At 49.0% G+C, this 26,412-nt stretch carries 22 protein-coding genes, 2 tRNA genes and 1 pseudogene; 17 read left to right on the top strand and 8 right to left on the bottom strand.

All coding sequences use genetic code 11. The annotated features are described in order from the left end of the window. Nucleotides 1-109: 109 nt before the first annotated feature. Nucleotides 110-211 (top strand): annotated as a pseudogene (locus BN1360_RS01705) (LuxR C-terminal-related transcriptional regulator); the annotation flags it as partial. A gap of 171 nt (nt 212-382) precedes the next feature. Here BN1360_RS01705 and BN1360_RS01700 read toward each other — a convergent pair. After that, a complete protein-coding gene (locus BN1360_RS01700) occupies nt 383-3,013 on the bottom strand; it encodes a cation-translocating P-type ATPase (RefSeq protein WP_068778182.1) in 2,631 nt (876 codons plus the stop codon). 433 nt (nt 3,014-3,446) lie between these two features. Further along, a complete protein-coding gene (locus tag BN1360_RS01695) occupies nt 3,447-4,802 on the bottom strand; it encodes a dipeptidase (RefSeq protein WP_068778180.1) in 1,356 nt (451 codons plus the stop codon). A 210-nt stretch (nt 4,803-5,012) separates the two neighbouring features. On the opposite strand from BN1360_RS01695, the gene BN1360_RS01690 reads away from it, so the two are divergent. From BN1360_RS01690 to BN1360_RS01680, 3 genes are all read left to right on the top strand, one after another. Next, on the top strand, nt 5,013-6,260 hold the full coding sequence (locus BN1360_RS01690) for a peptidyl-prolyl cis-trans isomerase (RefSeq protein WP_068778179.1): 1,248 nt from the start codon (nt 5,013-5,015) through the stop codon (nt 6,258-6,260). A 177-nt stretch (nt 6,261-6,437) separates the two neighbouring features. After that, the gene (locus BN1360_RS01685) at nt 6,438-7,190 is read left to right on the top strand and encodes a class I SAM-dependent methyltransferase (protein WP_068778178.1); all 753 of its coding nucleotides are present in this window, start codon (nt 6,438-6,440) and stop codon (nt 7,188-7,190) included. Further along, nucleotides 7,187-8,197, top strand: coding sequence for an MBL fold metallo-hydrolase (locus tag BN1360_RS01680; protein WP_068778177.1), 1,011 nt, complete (start codon nt 7,187-7,189; stop codon nt 8,195-8,197). Before BN1360_RS01685 ends, BN1360_RS01680 begins: the two co-directional genes overlap by 4 nt. A gap of 50 nt (nt 8,198-8,247) precedes the next feature. Here the strand turns inward: BN1360_RS01680 and BN1360_RS01675 are convergent, their stop codons facing one another. Further along, nucleotides 8,248-8,817 carry a phosphatidylglycerophosphatase A family protein gene (locus tag BN1360_RS01675; RefSeq protein ID WP_068778176.1) on the bottom strand — a complete coding sequence of 190 codons (570 nt, stop codon included), beginning with the start codon at nt 8,815-8,817 and terminating at the stop codon, nt 8,248-8,250. Nucleotides 8,818-8,961: 144 nt separating this feature from the next. On the opposite strand from BN1360_RS01675, the gene BN1360_RS01670 reads away from it, so the two are divergent. The 5 genes from BN1360_RS01670 (at nt 8,962) to BN1360_RS01650 (ending at nt 16,027) form a co-directional block, all read left to right on the top strand. Next, on the top strand, nt 8,962-10,023 hold the full coding sequence (locus BN1360_RS01670) for a GerMN domain-containing protein (RefSeq protein WP_068778175.1): 1,062 nt from the start codon (nt 8,962-8,964) through the stop codon (nt 10,021-10,023). A gap of 334 nt (nt 10,024-10,357) precedes the next feature. Next, nucleotides 10,358-11,119, top strand: coding sequence for a ribonuclease PH (rph, locus tag BN1360_RS01665; protein WP_068778174.1), 762 nt, complete (start codon nt 10,358-10,360; stop codon nt 11,117-11,119). Further along, nucleotides 11,119-11,751 carry an XTP/dITP diphosphatase gene (locus tag BN1360_RS01660; RefSeq protein ID WP_068778173.1) on the top strand — a complete coding sequence of 211 codons (633 nt, stop codon included), beginning with the start codon at nt 11,119-11,121 and terminating at the stop codon, nt 11,749-11,751. Before rph ends, BN1360_RS01660 begins: the two co-directional genes overlap by 1 nt. 282 nt (nt 11,752-12,033) lie before the next feature. Then, the gene (locus tag BN1360_RS01655) at nt 12,034-12,216 is read left to right on the top strand and encodes a hypothetical protein (protein WP_068778172.1); all 183 of its coding nucleotides are present in this window, start codon (nt 12,034-12,036) and stop codon (nt 12,214-12,216) included. Between the two features lie 55 nt (nt 12,217-12,271). Further along, on the top strand, nt 12,272-16,027 hold the full coding sequence (locus BN1360_RS01650) for a glycosyl hydrolase family 18 protein (protein WP_068778171.1): 3,756 nt from the start codon (nt 12,272-12,274) through the stop codon (nt 16,025-16,027). A 92-nt stretch (nt 16,028-16,119) separates the two neighbouring features. Here the strand turns inward: BN1360_RS01650 and asnB are convergent, their stop codons facing one another. Next, nucleotides 16,120-17,964, bottom strand: coding sequence for an asparagine synthase (glutamine-hydrolyzing) (gene asnB / locus BN1360_RS01645; RefSeq protein WP_068778170.1), 1,845 nt, complete (start codon nt 17,962-17,964; stop codon nt 16,120-16,122). A 154-nt stretch (nt 17,965-18,118) separates the two neighbouring features. Between asnB and BN1360_RS01640 the strand changes: the two genes are divergently transcribed. The 5 genes from BN1360_RS01640 (at nt 18,119) to BN1360_RS01620 (ending at nt 21,490) form a co-directional block, all read left to right on the top strand. Beyond that, the gene (locus BN1360_RS01640; RefSeq protein ID WP_068778169.1) at nt 18,119-18,427 is read left to right on the top strand and encodes a hypothetical protein; all 309 of its coding nucleotides are present in this window, start codon (nt 18,119-18,121) and stop codon (nt 18,425-18,427) included. A 23-nt stretch (nt 18,428-18,450) separates the two neighbouring features. Further along, entirely contained in the window at nt 18,451-18,831 is a 381-nt protein-coding gene (locus BN1360_RS01635) for a hypothetical protein (protein ID WP_068778168.1), read from the top strand. 68 nt (nt 18,832-18,899) lie between these two features. Further along, nucleotides 18,900-18,973 (top strand) — tRNA-Arg (locus BN1360_RS01630). A gap of 794 nt (nt 18,974-19,767) precedes the next feature. After that, nucleotides 19,768-20,448, top strand: coding sequence for an N-acetylmannosamine-6-phosphate 2-epimerase (locus BN1360_RS01625; protein ID WP_068778167.1), 681 nt, complete (start codon nt 19,768-19,770; stop codon nt 20,446-20,448). Nucleotides 20,449-20,548: 100 nt separating this feature from the next. Continuing rightward, the gene (locus BN1360_RS01620; protein WP_068778166.1) at nt 20,549-21,490 is read left to right on the top strand and encodes an ROK family protein; all 942 of its coding nucleotides are present in this window, start codon (nt 20,549-20,551) and stop codon (nt 21,488-21,490) included. A 60-nt stretch (nt 21,491-21,550) separates the two neighbouring features. Here the strand turns inward: BN1360_RS01620 and BN1360_RS01615 are convergent, their stop codons facing one another. The 4 genes from BN1360_RS01615 to BN1360_RS01600 form a co-directional block, all read right to left on the bottom strand. Then, the gene (locus tag BN1360_RS01615) at nt 21,551-22,228 is read right to left on the bottom strand and encodes a phosphatase PAP2 family protein (RefSeq protein WP_179015555.1); all 678 of its coding nucleotides are present in this window, start codon (nt 22,226-22,228) and stop codon (nt 21,551-21,553) included. A 154-nt stretch (nt 22,229-22,382) separates the two neighbouring features. Further along, nucleotides 22,383-22,456 (bottom strand) — tRNA-Gly (locus BN1360_RS01610). A 57-nt stretch (nt 22,457-22,513) separates the two neighbouring features. Beyond that, the gene (locus BN1360_RS01605) at nt 22,514-22,996 is read right to left on the bottom strand and encodes a glutathione peroxidase (protein WP_068778164.1); all 483 of its coding nucleotides are present in this window, start codon (nt 22,994-22,996) and stop codon (nt 22,514-22,516) included. A gap of 84 nt (nt 22,997-23,080) precedes the next feature. Beyond that, nucleotides 23,081-23,281, bottom strand: a complete 201-nt coding sequence (locus BN1360_RS01600) for a DUF6199 family natural product biosynthesis protein (protein WP_068778163.1) — start codon at nt 23,279-23,281, stop codon at nt 23,081-23,083. 227 nt (nt 23,282-23,508) lie between these two features. Between BN1360_RS01600 and BN1360_RS01595 the strand changes: the two genes are divergently transcribed. The 3 genes from BN1360_RS01595 (at nt 23,509) to BN1360_RS01585 (ending at nt 26,295) form a co-directional block, all read left to right on the top strand. Further along, entirely contained in the window at nt 23,509-24,204 is a 696-nt protein-coding gene (locus BN1360_RS01595) for a response regulator transcription factor (RefSeq protein WP_068778162.1), read from the top strand. Next, nucleotides 24,197-25,306 (top strand): HAMP domain-containing sensor histidine kinase, encoded by a 1,110-nt coding sequence (locus tag BN1360_RS01590; RefSeq protein ID WP_068778161.1) that lies wholly within the window; start codon nt 24,197-24,199, stop codon nt 25,304-25,306. The genes BN1360_RS01595 and BN1360_RS01590 overlap by 8 nt, the downstream gene beginning before the upstream one ends. A gap of 110 nt (nt 25,307-25,416) precedes the next feature. Continuing rightward, entirely contained in the window at nt 25,417-26,295 is an 879-nt protein-coding gene (locus tag BN1360_RS01585) for a M15 family metallopeptidase (RefSeq protein ID WP_068778160.1), read from the top strand. The last annotated feature ends 117 nt before the right edge of the window (nt 26,296-26,412 follow it).

The raw sequence follows: 26,412 nt of genomic DNA, 5'->3' as shown, positions 1-26,412 counted from the left end.
GTTCAAATTGTCACAGTATGATTCACAGTAGGTACCCGTGTTTCACGATTGAAGAGATTAAAGAACTGATTAACATTACGGAAATTTCAACATAAGCGATAAATTTTGGTGTGTTTCAAACCACATCTCCAATGTCATGCAAAAGCTTAATGTCAAGGGTCGCGCGCAGGCGGTTGTTGAGCTGATCAAGCTTGGGGAGCTAAAAATCTGACGGTTTTACCAAGGGCGCAGAGAACATGGACCTTCCTTTTCCCTCCATAGCGGGAAGAAAGGGGAGGTTTTTTGTTTTATTTTATCTTCCTGGCCTATGCTGGGCGTACAAAAAAACAAGGCCATCGTTTCATCGACAGCCTTGCTCGTTATAGGACATTTCATTCTTGTCTTAGGCTTGCTTCACCGCGCCCATTCGCATGAACATCTTGATAATCTCGTTTATGATGAGCGGAAGCAAGGACAAACCAATGACTACTCCCCAATCAACGAGGGATAGATTGTGCACTTGGAATGCCGCCGCCAGGAATGGAATGCTGATCGAGGCAAACTGGAGAATCAGACCCGCCGCGACCGCGCCAACCAGAAACTTGTTGGATAACAAGCCGATCTGGAAAATTGATTTCGTGTCGCTTCGCTTGGAGAACGAGTAAAACAACTGCGATGCGGCAAGAACAACAAAGGCCATTGTCCGGGCATAAGTCATCGCCTCTTCGGAGATATTCGCCGAGTTCAGGCTAAAGCCATGCTCTCTTAATCCCAGGTAAAAGGCAACTAAAGTTAAAGCTCCGATCAGAACGCCGCCAAGAATGGCCCGGAATGCCGCACCACCGGCAAAAAAGCTTTCCTTGGGATCTCTCGGCTTTCGCTTCATCACATCCTTTTCGCCTGGATCCACACCCAGCGCGATAGCCGGCAGCGTATCTGTGACCAGGTTGACCCAGAGAATCTGCGTAGCCAATAGCGGCAGTGGCCAGAAGAACAAGATCGATGCCAGGATGGCAATGACCTCTCCGAAATTACAGGACAAGAGGAAAGTGACGGTCTTACGGATGTTCGAGTAGATATTTCGTCCTTCCCGGATCGCATGCACAATCGTGGTGAAGTTATCATCCGTCAGGATCATGTCGCTGGCGCCCTTCGACACGTCGGTGCCAGTGATTCCCATGGCAACGCCGATGTCGGCGTTCTTTAAGGAAGGAGCATCATTTACCCCGTCACCGGTCATCGATACCGTATTTCCTTGCGCTTTGTAAGCTTTCACGATCTTCACTTTGTGCTCTGGCGAGACGCGGGCAAAGACTCGAATATTTTTGATTTTTTGCGCAAATACCTCGTCAGAGAGCTCATCAATTTCTGCACCGGTCATGCTCTGGTCGATCGAATTGGCAATGCCGAGCTCCTTGGCAATGGCTACAGCTGTGTTCCGATGGTCTCCCGTAATCATCACAGCAGTAATACCGGCCGACTTCGCCTCTTGGATAGAGTCCTTCACTTCAAGTCTCGGCGGGTCAATCATGCCGACGAAGCCCAGGATCGTTAAATCTTGTTCCATCTCATCCGCTGACAGAAGCTGTTCCGTGTCTTTGTATGCTGCGCCAAGCACTCTCAAGGCATTATCCGACATTCCCTCGGCCGCTTTCACATATTGCTGCTTCAGCTCCTCGGTTAAGGGAACCACTTCCCCGCTTACAATGGCAGAGGTTGAAATATTCAGCAATTGATCGAGGGCTCCTTTAGTATGAACACGGTAGCCTGTTCTCGTCTTGTTTAATGTGGACATGAGCTTGCGGTCGGAGTCGAAAGGCTTTTCCGAGACTCTTTTGTACTCAGCCTCCAGCGATTTCTTCATAATTTGGTTCTGTTCACCGTAAATGACGAGGGCAACCTCGGTCGGATCTCCCGTGCTTTCTCCGTTCTCATGCGTCGCATCGGAACAGAGCACGAATGATTTAATTAACTCCACCGGAGGTTCATCACCGAGGGGAGTAGCGGTGTAGTACTTGACGACCGTCATTTTATTTTGCGTTAGCGTACCTGTCTTGTCGGAACAAATAATATTGACAGAGCCCAGCGTCTCTACAGCGGGAAGTTTCTTCACGATAGCGTTGATTCTGGACATTCTGGTTACGCCTAGTGCAAGCACAATCGCAACAATCGCCGGAAGGCCTTCCGGAATCGCTGCCACAGCCAAGCTGATGGCTGTCAGGAATAACTCAAATATATCGCGCTTCTGAATAAGACCGATAACGAAAATCAGCACGCATATGCCTATAGCGATGAAGCCCAGCGTCTTGCCAAGCTCTTCAAGCTTCTTCTGCAACGGGGTCATCTCATGGATGTCTTCATCCAGAATCGTCGCGATTTTCCCCATTTCTGTGTTCATCCCTGTAGCTACGGCAATGCCTTCCCCTCTTCCATAGGTTACCAGGGTAGACATGAAGGCCATGTTGGACATATCCCCAATTGGAGTCTTGGGATCTTCGAACAGAGAAGCGGCATCCTTATCCGAAGGCAGGGACTCCCCAGTTAAAGCGGATTCCTCAATCTGCAAGTTGGCGCTCTCGAGCAGTCTGAGATCAGCCGGTATGTATCGACCCGCATCCAGTATCACAATGTCCCCGGGAACGATATCCTCGGAATTGATCTCCTTCACTTCTCCTTGACGGCGAACGAGCGACTTGGGCGTAGTCATTTGCTGAAGGGCCTCAATAGCCTTTTCCGCCTTGTGCTCCTGGAATACGCCGATCAGTGCATTGAGCAGAACAACAGCCAGAATAATGATGGCATCCACATATTCCCCTACGATAAGGGTTACTACCGCTGCGCCCAATAGCACATAAATGAGCATATCCTTTAACTGGGCCAGAAACAGAGCGAGCATGCTTTTTTTCGGTTTGCCCCTTAGTTTGTTTGGCCCGTGCTGCTCCAGCCTCGCGCTTACTTCTTCCTCTGAAAGCCCAACCGCCGGATTGACTTGCAGCTCCTTAAGCACTTCTTCCTGCGATTTTGAATGCCACATCCAAGAAACACCTCTTATTTTTGATAAAATGCAAGTTTGTGTTATCTACATTGTAACCTCATCGATCAGAAGTAATCGATTGGATTATTACTATATACGATCCAGCACGTAAATTTACTCAAACTCATTTCAGCAGGAAGCTCAGATGGGCTTTTATAGAAGCCTTCCAGCGTTGTGTCCAGCGTTATGCGTCCAATCATTATGCTGTGGAGCGGGCAGATCTACGGGCGCAATTCAGCGTCTGAGAGCATATCTCCGCCAAGATCCAGCTTGGGAAGTTAAATCTGACGGTTTAATCGAGGTCGCCGAGTTCTTGGACCTTCTTTTTCTTCCGGTTGGAAGAAAGACGGAGGTTTTTTATGCAAAAAAAGACTATCCGCCCGTCATCCGTAAATGACCTGGCGGATAGCCTTTTTGCGATTACATCCCGCAGCTACAGGGATTTCAGATATTCAACGATGGTCAGCAGACCTTTGTCGAAGTTTTCAAGGTTGAAGTGCTCGTTTGGTGCATGCAGGTTCTCGTCAGGAAGACCAAAGCCCATCATGACAGCCGGAGCTTCAAGAACACGGGACAAGGTCTCTACGATCGGGATCGAGCCGCCGTCCTTGGTGAACAAAGCGCGCGTCCCATACACTTTCTCATAAGCGTCAGCAGCCTTTTGCAGCATTGGAATCTCCGGATCGATGTTGAAGGCGTGAGCTTTTTCCATCTGCTTCACGACCAGCTTGGCGCCGGGCTGCACACGCTGTTGCAGGTGAACATCGATCTTATCGAGAATATCCTGCGGGTCTTGATCGCCAACCAGACGGCAAGTAATCTTGGCATGAGCTTCCTTCGGAATTACGGTTTTGCTGCCCTCGCCTTGGAAACCGCCGTATACCCCATTCAGCTCCAAGGTTGGACGAACACCGGTACGTTCTGCGAAGCTGTAGCCTTCTTCGCCATACAACGTCTCCAGGCCGAGGCTTGCTGCAAGCTTGTTCTCATCCAGCCCGCGCTTGGAGATCTCCTCTCTCAATTCAACAGGCAGCTCAGGCGTGCCTTTATAGAAGCCTTCCACAGCCACGCGTCCTTTGTCGTCATGCAGGGAAGCAAGCAAAGCCACGAGCGCATGCAGCGCATTAGGAACTCCGCCGCCAAATGTACCGGAGTGCAGGTCCGTATTTGCCGTATGCACGCTAACTTCCAGGGAGCAAAGACCACGAAGTCCCGTGCAGATGGCCGGCTTGCCAGGCTCAAGCAGTGAAGTATCGGAGATGACCACGACGTCGGCTGCCAGTTTGTCCTGATTTTTCTCCAGGAAAATAGGAAGATTCGGGCTGCCAACCTCTTCTTCACCCTCGATGCAGAATTTGATATTTACAGGAAGCTCTTTCTCTTGCTTGAGGATCGCTTCTACAGCTTTGATATGTAGGAACATTTGTCCTTTGTCGTCGGTAGCGCCGCGAGCGTATAGCTTGCCGTCACGGATCGAAGGCTCGAATGGCGGCGTATCCCACAGATTGAGCGGGTCAACGGGCTGCACATCATAGTGCCCGTATACGAGTACCGTTGGCTTTCCAGGGGCGTGCAAATATTCGCCAGTTACGATAGGATGTCCAGCCGTAGGGTTAACCTCTACGTTCTCCATTCCCGCTTGACGAAGCGAGCCTGCAATCCATTCAGCCGCCTTCTGTACATCACCTTTATGATCAGACAGTGCCGAGATGCTAGCGATTTTCAACAGTTCCGTCAGCTCATCCAGATGAGTCTGGCGGTTATTTTGGAAATAATTTTGATAATCCATTTTTTCAGTTCCTCCCGAACGTGTTTTCCTTATCATTTTACTACTTTTTGAGCCAGAACAGAAATGATAGCTCGATCTTACATATTGATTGTTCACAAAAAGCAAATAAAAAAACAATATTTTATATTTCTTTAAGGTTAAAAAGGGACAAATCTGTTAAAGTCATAGAAGTGAAAGAGTTTCCAATTGAAGAAGGGAGTCACAAGCTGAATGGAAGACAAAGAGAAAGATCTTGAGCTAACAGGCAAGCAAGAGGACACGGCGGGCGAACCGGAGAATGATCATGAGGATTCGGCCGGACAAGCTGTTCCTGATAGCGAGGAAGCAAACTTGACAACAGAGTCCCATGCTTCGGCAGAGACTACAGAGAATAATCAGACAGATATAGAAGAACAACCGCAAGCGGACAACACAGATGAAGCGGACGGAGAAAATGTAGTGAAGGAAGAGCTGGCTGATGACCGCGATGAGCCTAAGCCTGTCGAGCATTATAGCTGGACGCCATCCCAGGAGCCTGAGAACAGCGGGAAGTCAGGCTCCAAGGTGTGGCCGATCGTATCGCTGGTGCTTGCTGTATTGCTGATCATCGTGCTTATTAAGCCGCCGTTTGCCAGCAATAAGGCTGAGGCGATCGCTACGGTCAATGGAGTTGAGATTTCCAAAGACACTCTGTTTGATGAATTGGCCGCCTCCGGGGGTGGAGAAGCAGCGCTTGACAACCTCATTAACCGTGAGCTGGTGAACCAGGAAGCGAAGAAGGCTAACGTTCAGATAACCGCTGCTGATATCGATAAAGAAATTGAAACTTACAAAGAGTCCTTCGGTTCAGAAGATGCGTTTAATCAAGCGCTCGCTTCTTCCGGGATGACATTGGATGAGTTCAAAGAGCGCCTTGATATGCAGCTCAAGCTGACGAAGCTGCTCGAGCCGAAAATTAATGTTACCGATGAACAAGTCAAAGAAACATTTGATCAGTACAAAGAATCCTTCAATACGCCGGAGGAAGTCCGTCTTTCCGTTATTCTTGTCGGAACAGAGGATGAAGCGAAGAGCATCATCAAGGAATTGAACGGTGGTGCGGATTTTGCTGAACTGGCGAAGAGCAAATCGTTGGATACAGCTACGAAGGATAGCGGCGGCGACACCGGATTTTTCGGCAAGGGCGAGAACGGTGAAGAAGCCGTTGAAGAGGCCGCTTTTAAATTAACCAAGGATGAGATCAGCACACCGATCAAGACGGATGACGGATACAAGGTCATCAAGCTGACGGATCGCAAAGAAGCACATACAGCTACTCTTGAGGAGAAGAAGGATGAGATTCGCAAGGGTCTTGTCTCTCAGCAAGTGTCGCAAATGTCTTCAACATGGCTTGATGAAGTACGTGGCAAGGCGACAATTACCAATAAGCTTGCCAATAGCGCAGATGCAGCTGGCGAAGATGATACAGCCGCAAAGTAGAGTATTAGATCCTCAGAGGGGGCATATTCATTATGTCCCCTCTATTTTTTTGCATATTATGTGATATTGGCTCTTATAATGCTACATCTCGCTTGAGTTCTAGACAGGATTCGGTACAATGGAGGGAAAACAAAGATCGGTATTGGAGCGGAGCTGTTAGAGAGGAGACAGACAGAAATGGCAGAATGGTATGAACAGAGCTTTGGTGAGGATTACTTGCTCGTATATAAGCATCGCGATTTTCAGGGTGCAAAACGTGAAGTACATAAAATGATCTCTTGGCTTGGGCTGCCTATGGGTGCCAAAATTCTGGACCTCTGCTGTGGAATGGGACGGCATGCGATGGCGCTTGAAGAAGCGGGGTATGAAGTGACCGGCGTTGATTTATCCGAGGTTCTGCTGCGGGAGGCAAGGAGAAATGATCCCGGCCAACGGGTTACCTGGATGCATGCAGATATGCGCAATTTGCCGCTGACAGGAGGTTTTGATGCGGTCGTTAACTTGTTCACTTCGTTTGGCTATTTCGATCAGGATGCCGAGCATATTAAGGTATTGAAGGAAGTGCGGAGAATGCTGAAGCCGGGTGGACAGTTCATTATAGATTTCCTGAACCCCGAATATACGAAGACGCATCTGGTTCCTGAATCGGAACGAACCTACGATGGCCAGCTTATTAAAGAGCGTCGCGTAATTGAAGAGAGATATGTCAAAAAAAGAATCGAGATTATCGATCAAACACGCACCGCGGACTTCAAGGCACAGCCCAGACATTATCTGGAGAGAATCAAACTCTACACCCGGGAGGACTTTACGGCCATGATGGAGGAAGCCGGTTTGGAGCTGAAGGAGATCTATGGCAGCTATGACGAGGATTTCTTCGATCCGCTTGTCTCGCCCAGGATGATCATGGTGGGGGATGTATCATCATGAATTCACAGATTGAAGTATGGGCGGATTACAACCTTACCCGAATCCCCGTCCCGATGGCGCCTCCGCTGCGCTACGTCAATAGCTATATCCTCTATGGCGATGAGGGGGTAACGCTTATTGATCCCGGACCGCATACACCGGATGGGGAAGCCGCATGGGAAGCTATTCGAAGGGAATTGAAGCTTGCGCCACAGGACATCTGCTCGATCGTAATAACCCATCACCATCCGGATCATTATGGGTTAGCCGGTTATTTGCAGCAGTGGAGCGAGGCTCCCGTCTACCTGTCACGCCGTGCGCATGAAGAGACGCAGCGGATGTGGGGGCCGGAGAGTACCATGAATCAGGCTCTGACGGAACTGTATGAGGCTCATGGCATGCCAGCTGAATGGATTAGTCAGCTCCCGGCGCATATGGAGAGCTTCGTACCTCAGGTCAGTCCATCCGCAGAAGTTACCTATATTCATGAGGGGGATGAGTTTCTTATGGGAGGGCAGCGTTGGCGGGCTATCGAGAGCGCTGGACATGCGCCGGGGCATCTATCCTTTTATGATGTTCGGCGAGGTTTGATGCTGTGTGGAGATGCAGTTCTGCCGCAAATCTCCCCGAACGTAAGCCTGATGCCCGGAAGCGACCCACAGCCGTTGCAATCATTTATAAATTCACTAAGAAAGCTAGGGAAATATGAAGTCGCTCAAGCTTTTCCGGGGCATCGCCGCCCGTTTACACACTTTACTGAGCGGACCGCCATGTTAATCCAACATCACGAGGAACGCCTTGAGACAGTGCAAGCGTTGCTGGCGAAGCAGCCCATGAGCGGATTTGCGGTATGCAGCGCATTGTTCGGAACCGAGCTGGGAATTCATCAGATGCGATTTGCCATGTCAGAGGCGCTTGCTCATTTGATTGAACTGGTAAGACGAGGACAAGCTGTACAGATTTCCGGTGATCGTATAAGTAATGCTTCCTGCGGAGTAATCGAGACTTATTTATTCGCTGAAAAATAAACGAGGCTGCTGGTGAAATCCATCGATTCCACGAGCAGCCTCTTCTTTTCTCATTTATGGTCCTCTTCAATGAAATCCTCGCCATTATCACGCTCTCGTTCCGCTTGCTTGCGGTGGGCAATGCGGCTGCTGGCAGAAGCGGCGATGGCGCCAACGATATCGTCCAGGAAGGTATTGACCGGACCCAGCGATTTATCATTCAACCGCTCCAGAACCCCCGGCTTCAGCTTATCGACATAGCCATAATTGGTGAAGCCGATGCTGCCATAGACGTTGACGATAGAGAAAGCAAGGATTTCGTCCACTCCATACAAGCCCTCATCATTGGAGATCATATCCTGGAGCTCGGGAATCAAGGCTCCCTGTTCAGCAAGAATATCCAGTTGAATACCTGTCAGCACCGCGTTCTGAACCTCTCTCTTGGTCAGCACCTGCTCAACATTATGGATACATTCTTCCATCGTTAGATTCGGATAGTATTTCTGTTGGAGAAATAGAACCAATTCGGCAATTTCCTCCATCGTTACGCCGCGTTTATGCAGCCAGGCTTTGGTGGCGTCAGCGACTTTTTTACTGTTAAGACTATAAGGCGTTTTTGCTTTTGGTTGTTCCAAATTCATCACCTCTACTCCTTGATAGTTCCATCACACAATTGCATGATGCAGTATGTCCAGTTCCCGGAAAAATATAGTTATTTTTCGCAGGGAGGGCTCGTATATATAGTAATACAAACCTTAGTAAATTGTTAGGGAGGAACCCAGGTTATGAAATGGAACCGCCAGATTCGAAATTCGGCTATGGTCAGCGTGCTGGCCCTGCCGATCGTGTTATCAGGCTGCAGCATGTTTGGTACAGGCCCCTCATCGCAGATCGACCCTCCGCCTTCAGATATTGAAGCGCAAATGATGCAAGGAGCTAGCGACGGCCAGACAAGCCTTACGGCAGGAGGAGCAGTATCGACGGTATATTTGCAAAATGATCATGGTCTGCTCGCTCCGATCTCGCTGCATTTGCCGCAGGGAGAGGATGCTGCGGCGAAGACGAAAGCGGCGCTGGAAGCGCTAGTCAGCGAGGGCGCTTACGCCAAGCTGCTTCCCGCCGGCTTCAAGGGTGTGCTTCCGAAGGGTACGGAAGTGAAGGCGGTGACGCTGAAGCCGGAGGAGAAGCTGGCAGTCGTCGAGTTTAGCAAGGAATTCGCTAATTACCCTGCTGTGGATGAGCGGAAAATTGCCGAGGCGTTGACCTGGACCTTGATCGACAATCCCGAGATTCAAAATGTGCAGGTATGGATGGATGGTGCCAAGCTGAACGAAATGCCGGTGGGCGGCATGCCGCTGGACAGACCGCTGAATCGCTCGCTTGGAATCAACCTGCAGCTCGACAATGAGGTTAATCTGTCGCAATCCAGTCCGGTAACGATCTACTTCTCCGCAGCAACGCAGGATGGGACCGCTTATTTCGTTCCGGTCACCCGGTTTGTACCTTATGGCAGCGACTTGGTTGCTTCCGCTGTTGATGAACTGATCAAAGGCCCGCTCAAGGGGGATGGACTCGAGAATGTGTTGACCCAAAATACATCGTTTGATGGGGTTGAACGTTCTGACAACGGGGTAGTCACCGTATCGATCGAGGATGATATGTTTGATCCCGGGGAGAAGCTGCCAGCGCAAATGATGCAATCACTGGTTCTTACGGTAGCGGAGAATTCGGCGCAGGACAAGGTCCGGATCTGGTTCAACGGGGAGAAAGAAGTATTCGCAACGGACAATCAGGACTATGGGCAGCCGGTACTGCGGCCGCAGGTAATCAACGATTTACCGCTATAAATGTCTGTTCAAAAAGGCCGGGTTTCGGCACCGGGAAGTTTGATTTGCAGGCAGGGCCTGAGGAACGGAGACTTTTAGAACAGCCTCTATAAAGTGTTAAATACTCGAAGCTTAGGAGGGCACCATACAGGTCCCTCCTTTATTTTGCAATATAGTTCAGGATCTAGTCTGGGGAGGAAGGATTCGCTTCGGATAATCGCCGGATAATTGGTTATGGTAAAGAATGGTCTGAAAATGGAGCTTTCCATAAATGAAGGCGAAAAGATGCTTTTATGTTTATGTTTTGGTAGAATAGGGAAGCAAACAGACAGCATGAAAAATGTAGGAGGCAATTATGATGAGACCTAACGGACGTGAAGTGAATGAGCGGCGGCCAATGAAATTGACCGTAAACATAAATAAATACGCAGAGGGCTCTGTGTATATTGAGGTCGGTGATACGAAGGTAATCTGTACGGCGACTGTTGATGAGAAGGTTCCCATGTTCATGAAAGGGCAGGGCAAAGGCTGGATTACAGCGGAATATTCGATGCTGCCGCGGGCGACGCAGACCCGTAATCAGCGTGAATCGGCGCGCGGCAAGCTCAGCGGCCGAACGATGGAGATTCAGCGACTGATCGGTCGTTCACTGCGTTCGGTCGTCGATCTTCATGCCCTTGGAGAGCGCTCCGTTACGGTTGACTGCGATGTCATTCAAGCGGATGGCGGTACGCGGACCGCATCGATTACCGGTGCATTTGTCGCGATGGCATTTGCTATCAATAAGCTTGTACAGAAGCATAATCTGCCTGTGTTCCCGATTAAGGATTTCTTGGCTGCTGTCAGCGTCGGGATTGTCGGAGAGAATATGGTATTGGATCTTGAATATGAAGAGGATTCCAAAGCCAAGGTGGATATGAATGTAGTTATGACCGGACAAGGCCAATTTGTTGAAGTGCAGGGAACTGGGGAGGAGAGCCCGTTCTCACGGCGGGAGCTTGACCAGATGCTAGCTCTCGCGGAGCAGGGGATCAATGAGATGGTAATGCAGCAGCAGGAAGTCCTGGGGCCCATTGCCTTCAAAATTCGCGGTGATGAGACTGGAGGACAAGCATAGTGGGCCTGGATGGGAATGTAATTATTGTGGCTACCCGTAATCAGGGCAAGGTTCGTGAATTTGCGCATGCGCTTGGATTTCTGAACAAGCCGGTGAAGAGTATGTACGATTTCCCCGATGTGCCGGAGGTCATTGAGGATGGAGAGACGTTTGCGGATAATGCGCGCAAGAAGGCCAAGGAGGTAGGCGACCGGCTTGGGCAGCCTGTACTCGCGGATGACTCCGGCTTGTGTGTGGATCAATTAAACGGAGAACCAGGCGTTTATTCCGCCCGCTATGCCGGGGAAGCGGCTTCGGATGAGGACAACAATGAGAAGCTGCTGAAGGCGCTGGAACGCATCCAGCAGGGTGAGGATACCGATCAGCCGCTGCTGAGCACGGCGAGGTTCGTCTGTCATCTGGCCTTATACGATCCGGCTACCGGTCAATGCATTGAGGCGGAAGGCTCCGTTGAGGGCTGGATTACGGCGGAGCGTGCAGGCTCGGGAGGCTTCGGCTATGATCCGCTGTTCTATCTGCCGGAGTACGAGAAGACGATGGCCGAATTGAGCATTGAAGAGAAGCAGGCGATCAGCCATCGCGGTGCCGCATTAAGACAATTGACGGAGAAGCTGGAACAGCGTTCACGTTAATATATAAATTGACGACGGGGCTTGATTCGAGAGAATATCTTCTTTCGGGTCAGGCTTTTTTGGTTTTGGAAGATTCTTTGATCCGGCCGAAAAGTTTGTTGTGTTCTCAATAAATGAAATGAAGTATGTCACAAAAAGTCGATTTTGTAATTTATTCCCCCTAAATGATATGAATTTATCCCTTCCGTTCTTATCTTTGAGGTCTCATGATTTAATATAACTCATATCACTTCTCAGATACTCTTATCTGCAATCCTCTTAAAGAAACAAAGAGGAGAGGCAATGAATGCAAAGCAGGATTTATGTAAGGAAGGGAGGCGAGGCGTTAATATACCGTCTATGGTAACCGCTTTCAATATGCTGGATTTTGAAAATGATGATACGAACGAGATCATGTGCAGCAGGCAAAGACATTATTCTTTCAAGCCTTATGTAGATCAGACTCTACAATACTTCCAAGAATAACACTTCACTTGAACAAGCACTTATTTTCAAAATTTAGTTAGAGGGGTGACCGGATTTGCTTTTTCGATTTCGTAAAAAGTTTATTAGGGCTGCAATTATTTTTTTAGCCCTCCTCCTGGCCTTTGGGCCATTGCTTGATTCCTCGCAAGTCGATGCTGCCGAGCAGGAACCTACGGATCAAATGATTGAAATTGTCCAGCCTGAAGAGCAAGAACCTTCCGAACCTGTAGTTGAAGAATTAACCCCATCTGAGAACGAAGCTGCAGATGCAGCGGCCGAATTAAGCAGTGATTCAGATTCCGAAGTGAAGTCGGGTCCAACAAATCTCGCGATCGAAGAGTTGTCCCATAACCAGGTCGTATTAAAGTGGGACTTCATCGAAGGCGAAGCTAATGATATCGATATCTGGAATGCTGATACCGGAAGCTATATCACTTGGGGAAACCTCTGGACCAGATCTATTCCGGGTCTTACACCGGAGACTACGTATAGAGTGTATATTACCTGGAATAAAGATAGGCCTTCGAAAGAGTACAAAAGCAATATTCTGGAATTCACAACCCTCCCCGATACGAGTGAATATAAGGATCCTCCTTTGACTCCGCCAAGTTATTTAAGAATAACCGATATAACGAATCAAGATGTAACTTTGAACTGGGGTGCCAGCCCTGAGGCAACGGGCTATGATCTGTATGTGAACGGCGCTTGGAAAACAGGGACCTGGGAGAATACAGCAACTTCCGTCACATATTCTCTAGGTGATCGGATTGAAGCAGGCACCAAGTTCACCTTCACTGTCGGGGCCCAGAAAGCGGGGGTTCTGCCGTCAGTGGACAGCAATGCGGTGACGATCAGCTGGGGGACGCTGGACTCTCCGCAGGATCTGCAAGTGATTACAGCGACTCGTCAGACCGTCTCCTTGGGATGGGCGCCCGTACCGGGAGCGACGTCTTATGATATCTATAGGGATGGCGCCTTCCTGGGCAGCAGCGAGGTTAATCGTTATGTTGCCCGCGGTCTTGTGGAAGGAAAGTCCTACTCTTTTGCCGTGGTAGCCAAAAATAAGCTGTGGGAATCGCCTATGAGCGCTGCGACAACAGCCGTACCAGGCAGTGATTATACTTTAGTGAGCTATTATATGGCCTGGTCTGTATATGAGAGAGAGTATGATCCGGAAGATGTTGATGTATCAAGGATGACTCATATCAACTATGCTTTTGCAGATCTCTGCTGGAAAAAGTCCGGCTCCGGGGGCGCTGAATGTCAGAACGAAGATATTCCCCTCCAGCAGGACTATGTTTTTGACGGTGAGATTATTGTAGGTGATACCGAGGTTGACCTGGATAATTTCGCTAAATTTAGAGCTATCCGAGGTGAGCACCCGACTCTGAAGCTGATGGCCTCTGTTGGAGGTTGGTCTTGGTCGAAGAACTTCTCTAATATGTCTGCAGATGAAATTACACGCCGCACGTTTGCCAACTCAGTAGTGAAGTTCCTGAGAGAATATCAGCTGGATGGAATTGATATTGACTGGGAGTACCCGGTTGAAGGGGGAGAAGAATCGAACTCCAGAAGGCCGGAAGACAAGCAAAATTTCACTCTGATGATGTCCGCAGTACGGGAGGCGCTGGATGCGGCCGGGTCTGAGGACGGAAAGTATTATCTGCTGTCCATGGCCTCGGGCCAAGGCGATAACTTTGTTATCAATGCTGATTTTGCCAATTCGGCGGCTTATCTCGATTACATCAACATCATGACCTATGACTACGGCGGCAGCTGGCAGACGATGGCGAACCATAATGCACCGCTGTATTATGACAAGAAACTGCCTGGCTCAAGCGCTCCAAGAAATAATGTACAGGGCGGGCTGCTGGGTCACTTGAACGGCGGTGTGCCGAATTATAAGCTGGTTGTGGGTATTCCTTTTTATGGAAAGGGTTGGGAAGGATGTCCTGCCAACGGTGAATATCAGACTTGCACCAAGTCTTCAACCTCCTTAGGCAGCTGGGAGACGGGAATCTTTGATTATTCCGATCTGGACAGAAATTACGTAAATAAGAATGGCTATGTCCGTTATTGGAATGATGCAGCCAAGGTGGCCTATCTGTACAATCCGGAGAAGCAGATTTTTATTACCTACAATGATGAGAACACCATGTTATATACCGCCTCACTGGTAAAATCGCTCGATATCGCCGGTACGATGAACTGGGATATTAGCGGGGACCGGGACAATAAGCTGGTTAAGGTGTTGAACGAGGCCTTGTCGCTTGAGGGCAAGGTCAATGATCGGGAACTGTCAGCACCCAAGCTGCCGACAGTCGTATCTAAAACCACAAAGTTGGTACAGGTAAAATGGGATGCCGTAGAAGGGGCAACTGCCTATGAGATTTATGTAGATCATCAATTCACAGGTTATTCCGAAACAACAAGCTATACGGTAGGGGGATTAACACCTGCTACCCAATATCAAATTCTTGTTCTGGCGATCGATCGGGATGGCGAGAAGTTCAATAGAGTTTCCGCAGCATCGGAGATTCTGAATGTGAAGACAGATACGGATTCGGGCTCGACCTCTCCATCCGGAGGCGGTTCCAGTTCCGGGGGAGGAACGGCACCCGCACCTCAACCGGAATCCAAAGACAAGGGAGCACTACCGATGAAAGTCGTTAAGGAAGGCGAGAAAGCTATCGTCACTCTTCCCGTTGCAGATACGGTAAAATCGATTAAAAATGCACAGACGACCTCCTTCAAGCTCATCCTTGAGCAAGGATTAAAGCAGGCGGAAATTACCTTGCCGCAAGAGGTGACCGCGGCGCTTGCCGAACTCGACGATTCCAATCTAACCGTCGTCTTGAATGGAATGGAATTCAGCCTCCCAGCGTCCATGTTCCCTAGCGGGACTTCAATTAAGTTGACGTTAGGTGCGATTGATCCTGCGTTAGAGGGAGCATTGCAGGCGCTGCTGGCTGGTAAGAAAACCTATGGTCAGCCTTTTGAGCTCAAGCTAGAGAGTTTATCTGCGGATGGCAAGACAACCGAACCGCTCTCCTTCGGCAATATTTATGTGAGCGGTAAAGTAAGCTTCAATGCAGCGGGCGTAGATACCGGACGCATCGCCGGGGTGGCCTATATTCCGGGCAAGGATCATTTGCATGCCGTACCGGCCTTGTTCGGAAAAAATGCCGATTTGATTACGGCTGAGCTGAAAATAAATGCTAACGGAATTTTCACACTGATCGATCATGGGGGCTCCGGCTTCCAAGACAATCTGGACTGGGCTGCTCAAGATATTTCAGCGGCTGTCACGAAGATGATCGCTTCCGGAGATTCGGCTGATCAGTTCGGGGCGAAGCGCAGTATTACGCGTGCCGAAGTGATCGCCATGATTGTCAGAGGGCTGGGGCTTATCCCACAAGAGAACAGTACAGCGCCTTATGCTGACGTAAGTCTGGATTCCTTATTCGCTGAGGAAATTGCTGCAGCGAAGCAGGCAGGCCTGGTCCAGGGGAGATCCGCAGACCGCTTTGATCCGGATGCGGCGATTACTCGTCAGGAACTGGCGGTAATGCTGGCTAATGCGATGAAATACGCTGGTCAGAGCAGTACAGCTAATGTCTCTGTGCTGGCAGGCTTTAAGGATAGCCAAGAGATCGCAGCCTATGCGCAGAGCTCGATGGCCCTGATGGTAGAGCAGAACATTATGAAGGGAGTCTCTGCAACCTCCTTGTCACCTGGTACGAATGTAACGAAAGCACAAATGGCCGTAACAGTCATGAGAATGCTTCGGTCGCTTGGCTTATCGAATTAGTTGAGTATTTTTATAAGAGAGGGACTGTCCGTCCGGCTAAGTTCATGATGAACTCGGCCGGGGACAGTCCCTCTTGAATTTCTTCTCCTTGATTAACGGATGGTGACACGGTAATGCGATAGCCAGTAATTCACTTGTGTCAGATAGGCGAATAGCTGAGGTCCGGACATCAGCTGGCCGAACCAGGGTAGATTGCTGGACGCTTCTGGCGAGGCGGCGATGGAACGTATTTTATCCGCGTCGATCAGAGGAAGAATCGGCGATGCCGGATTATCGAGAATGTCGAGCATTTGTCCTTTTACTTTGGCTAGATAGTCGGGATGATGCGTCTTTGGATAGGGGCTTTTTTTACGGTAGAGAACGTCCTCGGGAAGAAGGCCTTCAAGCGCTTTGCGCAGAATGCCCTTCTCGCGGCCGCCAACGGTCTTAATCTCCCATGGAATATTCCAGACATATTGGACGAGGCGATGGTCACAGAAGGGAACGCGAACCTCAAGTCCGGCCCCCATGCTCATCCGGTCCTTGCGGTCCAGCAGCGTGGGCATGAAGCGGGTAATGTTGAGATATGACATCCGTCTCATCCGGGCTTGGTCTTCAGTTTCCCCGTTTAAATAGGGGACTTCCGCCACGGCCTGGCTGTATCTGTCCGCAACATACTGCTCGGGGCGAATCCAGTCTCTAATTTCAGGGGACAGCAGGCTTGCGCGGAGCTCAGTGGCTACTGACCAAGGGAAGGTGCCGGACTCCAGCAATTCCTTACGATGGAACCAAGGGTATCCGCCGAACACCTCGTCGGCCGCTTCGCCGGAAATCGCAACGGTCGCTCCTTTTTTGATCTCTCTGCAAAATAACAACAGCGAGGCATCGACGTCGGCCATGCCAGGCAGATCGCGAGCCAAAGTAGAGTCCGTCAGGGCGTCAACCAGCTCCGGAGTATCAAAGGTAATCCAGTGATGCTCAGTTCCAAGCTCCTCTACCATTCGCTTGATCCAGGGGGCGTCCGCTCCGGGCTGGAAGCTGTGAGCCTTGAAATATTGGTCATTCCCTTCGTAATCCACCGAATACGTATGCATCTGTCCCTGGCCGCTTCTGCGGTAGTAATCGACGGCTAACGCAGTCAGGGCGCTGGAGTCAAGCCCTCCTGACAGGAGGGTGCAGACGGGCACATCGGAGATGAGCTGCCGATCCATTGTGTCCTGCAGCAGCGTGCGGACATGAGCAGCCGTCTCCTCTATGCTGTGTTCATGAGCCTGTGCTTCAAGCTTCCAATACGAGAAGCGGCGCAGTCCCGAGCGGTTGAAGATCATAACCTGTCCGGGCAGCAGTTCCTGGATGTTGCGGTAAACCCCGTGTCCCGGCGTTCGGGCCGGACCGATAACGAATATTTCCGCCAACCCTTCAGGGCCGACCGAGGCCTCGACCTTCGGGTGCTGGAGCACGGCTTTGGGTTCGGAACCGAACACCAGAGTACCGCCTGCTTCGCTATAGAAGAGAGGTTTCACACCGAGGCGATCCCGGGCAAATAATATGTGCTCGCGTACACTATCCCATATGGCAAAAGCAAATATTCCGTTAAGGCGTTCTACCGCATCGGGTCCCCACTCGATATAAGCCTGGAGCAGAACTTCGGTGTCGCAGTTGGTCCTGAAATGGCGTCCGCGTTGCCGCAATTCTTCCTTTAGCTCCGGGGCGTTATAAATTTCACCGTTATATACAATAGTAAAGACCGCCTGTTCCTCCTGGAGGGTCATCGGTTGAGCTCCGTTCTCCGGGTCCATAACACTGAGGCGGCGATGACCGAAGGCGCAGGGACCTGAAATCCATGTGCCTTGTGCATCAGGGCCCCTTGCCTCAAGGCAGGAGGTCATGGATAGAACCAGATCCAGCTCTCCGCTCAGATCCCGGTTCCATTCGATAAAGCCGGTAATTCCGCACATATGTGGTTTCTCCTCTCTATGATGGCTTCCGTTCCCGTTCGTTAAACCGGGCGAAAAGTAATAACACATTATGCCGGAAGGAGGCATAAAATGTCTGTCCCTTACGGAAAACTATGACTAAAATAGATGACCAGGCTTGAAGGGAGCGGAATAAATGGAGAAAAAAACATATTATGTGTCCGTACACGGGCGTTCGGTACTTGATGACCCGCAGGCGACCTCTTATGAATGGGTGATTCAGGCTACGCCGGAGGAGGTTGATGCGATCAGTCATATGCTGGAGCTGCTTGGAGAGAAGGAGGAGAGTACCTTCCTCGCTTATACCTACCCATGGCCGGACAGCCCGGAGGATACGGTGAATAGCAGCTATCAGAGCGTGCTGGACGATTTGTACCGCGAGATTTGCCGTCTTGGCACGGAGGAGACAAGGCAGCTGCTGAGTCGCATAGGATATGAGAATTAAGGAGTCGGGAGGATAAGAATGAAATGTATTATATAAAAGAGGCCAAGGTTACCCGGTTAACAGAAATAGAGGGAGTGGTATGTGCGGAAATCGCAGTGAGTCCCGGTGCGGTAGATGACCCCGAGCTGCTGGTGTATGTATCTCGTTCTGTTGGGAATGGCAGTGAGGCGCAATATGAGATCATCAGAATGCTGTGGAGCGATGCGGGAATGGAGACCGATTGGTTCAACAATGATCTGCATCAGGCATACGGTGTCATTGCTGAGGAGCAGTTCGGGGATGAGGGATGGCCCGAGCCCGCGGTTCAGCGGGAGCAGTTCAAGCAGTTATTGCTTGAATATTCAGGGGTCACCGAAAGCTTGAAAGAGAAGTTTTCTTCCTCCTCAAAATCCTATAAAATGTAATTTAACGTCAAATAAAACCTCTTGAAAAATAAGCCAAATGCGATATAATAAATATCGCATTCTTTTTTGTCCCAGTAGCTCAGCAGGATAGAGCAACGGCCTTCTAAGCCGTCGGTCAGGGGTTCGAATCCCTTCTGGGACGTAGATGTAAAGAGCTCTCCATTATGGAGAGCTCTTTTTTGCGTCCTGTGGGATGGAGAACCCCATGGGTGTACGTTGAAGTGAACCCATTTGCGGACGTGTGAAAGGGAGGGGCAGTCTCGCGCCGTGGAGCGAATCCCCGACAGGGGCGTAGCCTCCGAAGGCCAGTTTATCAGCGTAAGCGCCTGATCGGTCCGCCCATGTCTTGAGCGGATTACTCGGGCATGATTGACAGGCTGATAAGTACGACCACGCTAGTATTAGAATTCCTGCCCCCTGTGCCTTAGGTTAGGGGTGAATACCGGACCGCTTTCGTTCGCCTAGAGAGCTAGATCGTTGGAGGCGTCCAGCCTTTTGCCTATATGCTTTGTTAGCACTAATCGGGACATATTTTTATTTTTTTCCCATCCCTCTGTTTGCCGTTTGCGGGCATCTCCTTTTCAGCATTCTTTGGGTGAGAGTCTCTGGGGGGCGTACGTATTCCCCTAAAATCGTTCTCACTCTTTTTTTGTGCATGGTGTGTGGCTCGTGGGCACGATTATGGCTGTCAAACATATAGGTTATCCAGTTGAACAAAAGTTTGCTCTTTCGGCGCTCTTTACCTAAATCAAGGTTTTTTTGTATTTATGAGGAAGTCGAATCAGTGAATAGGTGTTTACAAAGCTGAGGTACACAACTATAATTGAAGAAAATAACCTTTATTTATTTTATAAAAGGAGATTATATCCTAAAATTAAAGAAGTATTGAAATCCAATCCAAGATAAAGAAAAAATCGGTATAAGGAGAGTTGTACTATGCTGCATTCCATCATTCAATCTCTTAAGGGGGGGCTTATTGTGTCCTGTCAGGCCCTTGAGGGCGAGCCTTTCTATGGTAGCGACTATATGGCACGTTTTGCTATAGCGGCAGAAATGGGCAACGCGGTAGGAATTAGAGCGAACACGCCACAGGATATCAGGGCCATCAAGCAGGTGAGTCATTTACCTCTGATCGGCCTATGGAAGCAAGATTACAGCGGTTCTGACGTTTACATAACCCCTACGTTGCAAGAGATCGAAGGTGTGATCGCGGCCGGAGCAGATATTGTAGCTATGGATGCAACCTTGCGCCCCAGACCAGGAGGTATGAATCTAGCGGAGATCGTGGAAAAGATCAGGGAGAAACATCAGGTTTTATTAATGGCAGATGTATCCACCGTTGCCGAAGGGGAAGAGGCGGAAAAATTAGGGTTCGATCTCATCTCCACCACTTTGTCTGGTTATACGGACTATAGCCCGCAGGGTGAAGAACCGGATATTCAGTTGGTTGCAGATCTCAGCCGGAAAGTCGGCATTCCTGTGTTAGCTGAGGGAAAGATTTATACTCCTGGGCAGGCATCACAGTGTATCCAAGCAGGGGCTTACGCCGTAGTCATTGGTGGCGCTATTACCAGACCACAATTAATTACAAAGAAATTCACCGATGCTATACGATAATAATAGGTCTTATTAATTTAAACCATTGATATATTATGCACAGCGGGGTTTGCACCATTCAACATTGTATGATGAACCGATAGAGATGGAGGCTGAACGAATGCGGCATACAGAAGAAGTGGCCATCGGTTTGGATATTGGCGGTACGAACATTAAATCAGGAATTGTAAATGCCCGGGGAGAGGTTCTCCATCACTTAAGCCTTCCGACGAAGGCGCATGAAGGCGGAGAGGCATTATTAAGCCGAATTGCTGAAATTACGAAAGAAATGGCGCTTTATTCCGACAGCAGGGGTTGGAAGGTAGCGGGTGTTGGCATTGGCACAGCGGGACAAGTTAATAGGCGTACAGGCGTCGTTATGGGGGCCACAGCCAATTTGCCGGGATGGTCCGGAATGGAGCTTGGCAATCGGCTGCAATCTCTATCCGGCTTGTCCGTAATGGTCGATAATGATGCGAACGCGATGGCTTTCGGGGAAGCATGGGTAGGATCGGGGAGAGGCTGGAAGGATTTCATCTGCATTACCTTGGGTACAGGTATAGGAGGCTGTCTGATTATCGATCATCGGCCATATCCGGGGCGCGACGGGTTTGCCGGAGAGATAGGACATCATGTTATTAGCATTGATGGCTATCCGTGTAATTGTGGCAGAACGGGCTGCTGGGAGCAATATGCTTCTGCAACAGGCTTGATGAGATTGGTGAAGGAGGCCGGGCCGGAAATTGCGGAGATCCATAAGCCGGAAAGGGTATTCGCCTTGGCGCAGAGCGGGAGCGAAGCAGCCATGCACGTTCTTGAGCAGTATACGCGTTATATTGCGGCAGGGCTAGCCAATATGGTCCATATCTTTAATCCGGAAGGAATCGTCATTGGAGGGGCCATTACCGGTCAAGGAGACTTCTTGCTGAAGCCCGTCCGTGATCAGCTATCGCTGCAATTGCTCCCCGTGTTCAGGGAGAGAGCAGAGGAGATTGAAGTTGTTGCGGCATCTTTGGGGGATCATGGCGGAGTCGTTGGAGCTGTCGCAGGTTATTTTATTTAAAATCATACAAAGAATCAAAAAGCTCTCCCAATAGCGGAGAGCTTTTTCTGTATCTGACAATTAGGCATTGATCCCGCGCTGATGCACCTGTCCTTTGGAAGAACGACTGCGATATAAGCTGGGGAGCCGGAACAATACCAGAATATAAAATTCAACAAGGGCGATACCTGCGATCGCATCGGCAAGGACATGCTGCTTGATAAGCAGGGTAGAAGCGATAATGATCAAGGACATGCCGCTGATAAGAAGCGTATTTACACGGTTGCGAGCCGGACTGGTCCAGATCAACCGCATCACCATATAACTGGAGAAGCAATGAATGCTTGGAAAGCAGTTAAACGGCAAATCACGATTATAGATATATTTTACAATTAGACTGAACGGGTCATTTCCGGTGATGGTTGGCCGGGGCACCGTAGTCTGAAACATTAAGTAAATGACGTAACATGATAAGGCCGAGATCGTGTACAGCAGCAAGGAGCGGTAATACGACTTACGGTCTTTGAAGAAGAAATAAACAATACATACATAGATAAAAAATATCCAGATTCCATAAGGAAGCGCAAAATACTTAACGAATGGAGTCGCCTGATCAAATGAGGTGCCAAGGTAGTAGACCTGCGCTTTCGGGCGATTTACAAGTTTGTACAGAGCGCCAAGCACTGGAAAAATCAGCATGAGCAACAAAGGCAGCCAGCCTCTCCATTTCTCTGGAAGCCGCTCAATCAACTTATTCACATCATCAAAGCCTTTCTGTGGGATAGTATGCTTAGAAAGCATGCTACCTATTGTACATCGGTCCGTTACTTACTTCAACCTTTTTATTAGGATATTATTGTAAAAACAACCAAAAGGCCCCTGGATCATCCAGAGGCCTAACCTTGTATAAATATGGAGCGGGTGAAGGGAATCGAACCCTCGCCTCAAGCTTGGGAAGCTGGCATTCTACCATTGAACTACACCCGCATTCAGCATTATTTATTATAATCCTATGCAGCGGGAAGATCAAGGGGGAAGCTCAGCTTATTGCTCCAGCAGTTGCTCAATATCAGATCGGATCGCCTCAGGCTCGGTGCGGGCGCTGTACTGCTTCATTATATTGCCGCTGCGGTCGATCAAAAATTTTACGAAATTCCATTCGATGTCTCCAGTACGGTAAGGCTCGGGTGTATGCTCCACAAGGTATTGATAGAGGGGATGCGCATGCTCGCCTTTTACATCAATCTTGCTGAATAACGGGAAGGTCACCTGATAATTAGTCTCGCAGAAAGATTTAATTTCTTCTTCTGTACCGGGTTCTTGTCCAGCAAATTGATTGCAGGGAAATCCCAGAACAGCAAAGCCTCTTTCCGCGTATTCCGTGTATAGCTCCTGCAGCCCCTGATAATGGGGGGTCAGGCCGCAGCCGCTTGCCGTATTGACGATCAACAGCACCTTTCCCCGATAAGGCTCCAGGGTTGTGATTTCGCCGGAAATGGTTCGTACCTCATAATCGTATATGCTCATGATCGCGCCTCCTATATTTTCATCTTATTGTCAGTTTAACCCAATACAGCTGAGAATGCCAAAATGATATAGGAGGCGGACAGGTTAGGAGGAGCAGCTGACTGCGATCATGGCAAGGCCGATCAAAGACAGCAAAATGCCGCCAATGCGCTGAGTTACAAGTGCAGCTTGGCTGGGAGCATGATCTCTATACCTCCATCCGTAAGACAGATACCAGGCCGAGCCCGGAAAGAGAGCGGACATGGCCCCCAGAGCGATACATAGGACTGCGATTATCCAATTCATTTCTTCTCCACCTTTGCGGTGTTGTAAATAGGCGCTATTGCTACATCATATTCACCGTCCTTTGGATGTTCGCTTCCAAAAGCGATTATTTTCAGATATGGAAGAAGGCATCTGCGTGTCCGCGTATAATGCGCCATGTAAATGGACCTTGCCAGCCCTTAATCTTGAATAAGCCGGAGAAATCATAGAGAATAGTAGGAGATGTAAATTGATGAGGGAGTGGAATAGTGGAACGTATATCGATTCTGGTGGCCGATGACGAGGTAGAGATTGCCGATCTGATCTCGATTCATCTGGAGAAGGAAGGCTACCATGTCATCACAGCCTATAATGGACTGGAAGCGATGCAGGTCATTCAGTCGCAGCCGATCGATCTGCTCATATTGGATATCATGATGCCGAAGCTGGACGGCTATGAGGTAACGCGCCAGGTACGCGAACAATACAACATGCCGATCATCTTTTTAAGTGCGAAGACATCCGATTTCGATAAGGTGCACGGTCTGGTGATCGGAGCCGATGATTATATGACGAAGCCGTTTACACCAATCGAATTGGTGGCCCGTGCTAACGCGCAGCTGCGCAGATACACGAAGCTGAACCAGCCCCGGGTAGAGCAATCTGCCGTGCTTGAATTCGGTGGGCTAGTGATCTCTGTCGACCGCCGAACTATAACCCTATATGGCGAGGATATCGTCGTCACACCGAAGGAATTTGATATTTTGTATTTACTGGCCAGTCACCCGAAAAAGGTATTCAGCGTGGAAAATATTTTTGAACAGGTATGGGGCGAGGCCTATTTTGAGGGCAGTAATACAGTTATGGTTCATATTCGTACCCTGCGGAAGAAGCTGATGGAAGATAAGCAAAAAGACAAGTGGATCAAAACGGTATGGGGGGTAGGGTATTCATTCAATGGCTAGAATCAAACGCAGTTTCCGTTCTAAGATGCTGATGTTGTTTGCGGCCAGCATGGGGTTGTCTGGAGCCATCACCTATACCATCTATAAGATTCTGCAAATTTATTATCGCAATAACGTACGGCTTGAGGATTCCATGGCCTATTATCGTAAATGGATCCGGAGCATCGGTGATGTCAACTTTTTCCTGATCCTTTTTATACCGCTTTCCATTCTATTTTTTTATTTGCTCTCAAGACCATATTCGATCTACTTCAGACAAATTTCCGAGGGGATCAATCATCTTGCCCGTGGCGATTTCAAACAGCGCGTCCAGATTTCAACCCAAGATGAATTAGGAGCTATTGCGGAGGACATTAATTTAGCCAGTGAGCAGCTTAGACAAGCCGTTGAAAGAGGGGATTTCACGGAGAGCAGCAAGGATCAGCTGGTCGTCAACCTGGCGCATGATTTGCGTACACCGCTCACATCGGTCCTGGGATATCTCGATTTAATCTTGAAGGAAGAGCAGTTAACACAGGAGCAGGTCAGGCATTACTTAATGATTGCTTTCACCAAATCCCAACGTCTGGAGAAGCTGATTGACGAGCTGTTCGAAATCACGCGGATGAACTACGGGATGCTGAGGCTTAAGAAGACGCCGATCAATATTAATGAACTGCTGATTCAGCTAAGTGAGGAATTGTATCCCGTCTTTGAGAAGAATGATTTAACGGTCCGGCTAAATATTGCTACACCGCTTGCTATGATTGGGGATGGAGATTTGCTGGCTCGCGTATTTGAGAATCTCCTGACCAATGCAAGCCGATACGGAACGGACGGCCAGTACGTAGATATTAACGGTTATATAGAGAGCGAAGATACGATTATCGTCCAAATTGTAAATTACGGGGATATAATCCCTGCTGAAGATATGCCGCATCTCTTTGATATGTTCTTTAATGGAGATAAAGCCCGCTCGCACCAAGAGGACAGCAAAGGACTTGGCTTATTTATCGCCAGAAATATCGTGGACCAGCATCAGGGAACGATTACTGCGGAAAGCAGCTTGACTAGAACCGTGTTTGAGGTGCGCTTGCCGCTAGAAAGTAAAGCGATTGAATAACTTCGGATATGCGGAAAATTTAAGAAATATTTTAAGAATACCCTAATCTTTATTTTATAAGTTCCTTCTATTCTTAATGGGCAAGCAGATTTCAAGGAGGAAGCCAGAGAATGAAGAAGAGGGTATTTGTTGTACTATTCATGCTAGGGTTATGCTATCTACTCATTAAAATAGAGCCGGTCTTGAAAGATAATGTGAAGATCCAAAGTCTTAGACAAACGTATAATTCTGATTCGTCCCAGCATCTTGTGTCTCAGACCACGAGTCAAATACAAGTTGAAAGAAGCCAAATATATCAAGGAAATCTGCTTCTGGTTAATAGGCAATTTGCAGTCCGAAAGGAAAGTGTCAGAACAGATATTGTTAATTTATTCGATTCCCCTGACTTGATGCAGGGTTTCGGGGTGTATGATCGCAACATTCGTCTGTCCGAAGAAGTGGCAAAGAGGTTTGTGGATATGGTCGCGGCTGCGTCTAAGGATGGAGTTAACCATTTTCTGATCAGCAGTGGCTATCGCGATTTCGAGCAGCAGGACGTATTATATGAAGAAATGGGTTCGGAGTTTGCCTTGCCCGCGGGGAATAGTGAGCATAATTTAGGATTATCACTGGATGTTGGATCGACTCAATCGAAGATGTCCGAGGCCGCTGAGGGACGATGGATTGAGAAGAACGCTTGGAAATACGGATTCATTTTGCGTTATCCGAAGGACAAGATCGATATTACCGGTATCGAATATGAGCCGTGGCATATTCGTTATGTTGGCCTGCCTCATAGCGCTATTATGTATGAAAAGGGCCTTGTATTGGAGGAGTATATCAGCTTCTTGCAGGAGGAAGGAAGGATCTCCGCCGAGGTCGATGGCAAAAAGTATACGATAACCTACTATCCGGAGTCCCATAACAAGACGGTTGAACTTCCAGGGAGTAAGCAGTATGAGCTCTCCGGCGATAATGAGGGCGGACTTATTATGACGGTGCACGAGTAATGATTGTAAATTGAAATTATTTAAAATAAACAATTAAAAGTTAAACTTCCTCCATTATTTCCACACATTTTCTGGGTAAAGTAACATTTATCAGGATATCCAGAGTGGAGGATTGGA

The sequence above is a fragment of the Paenibacillus sp. GM2 genome (genome assembly GCF_900069005.2).
In the GTDB taxonomy this organism is placed as follows: domain Bacteria; phylum Bacillota; class Bacilli; order Paenibacillales; family Paenibacillaceae; genus Fontibacillus.
Note: the sequence above shows the minus strand (reverse complement) of the source record. Positions and strands in the feature narration are given on the sequence as shown.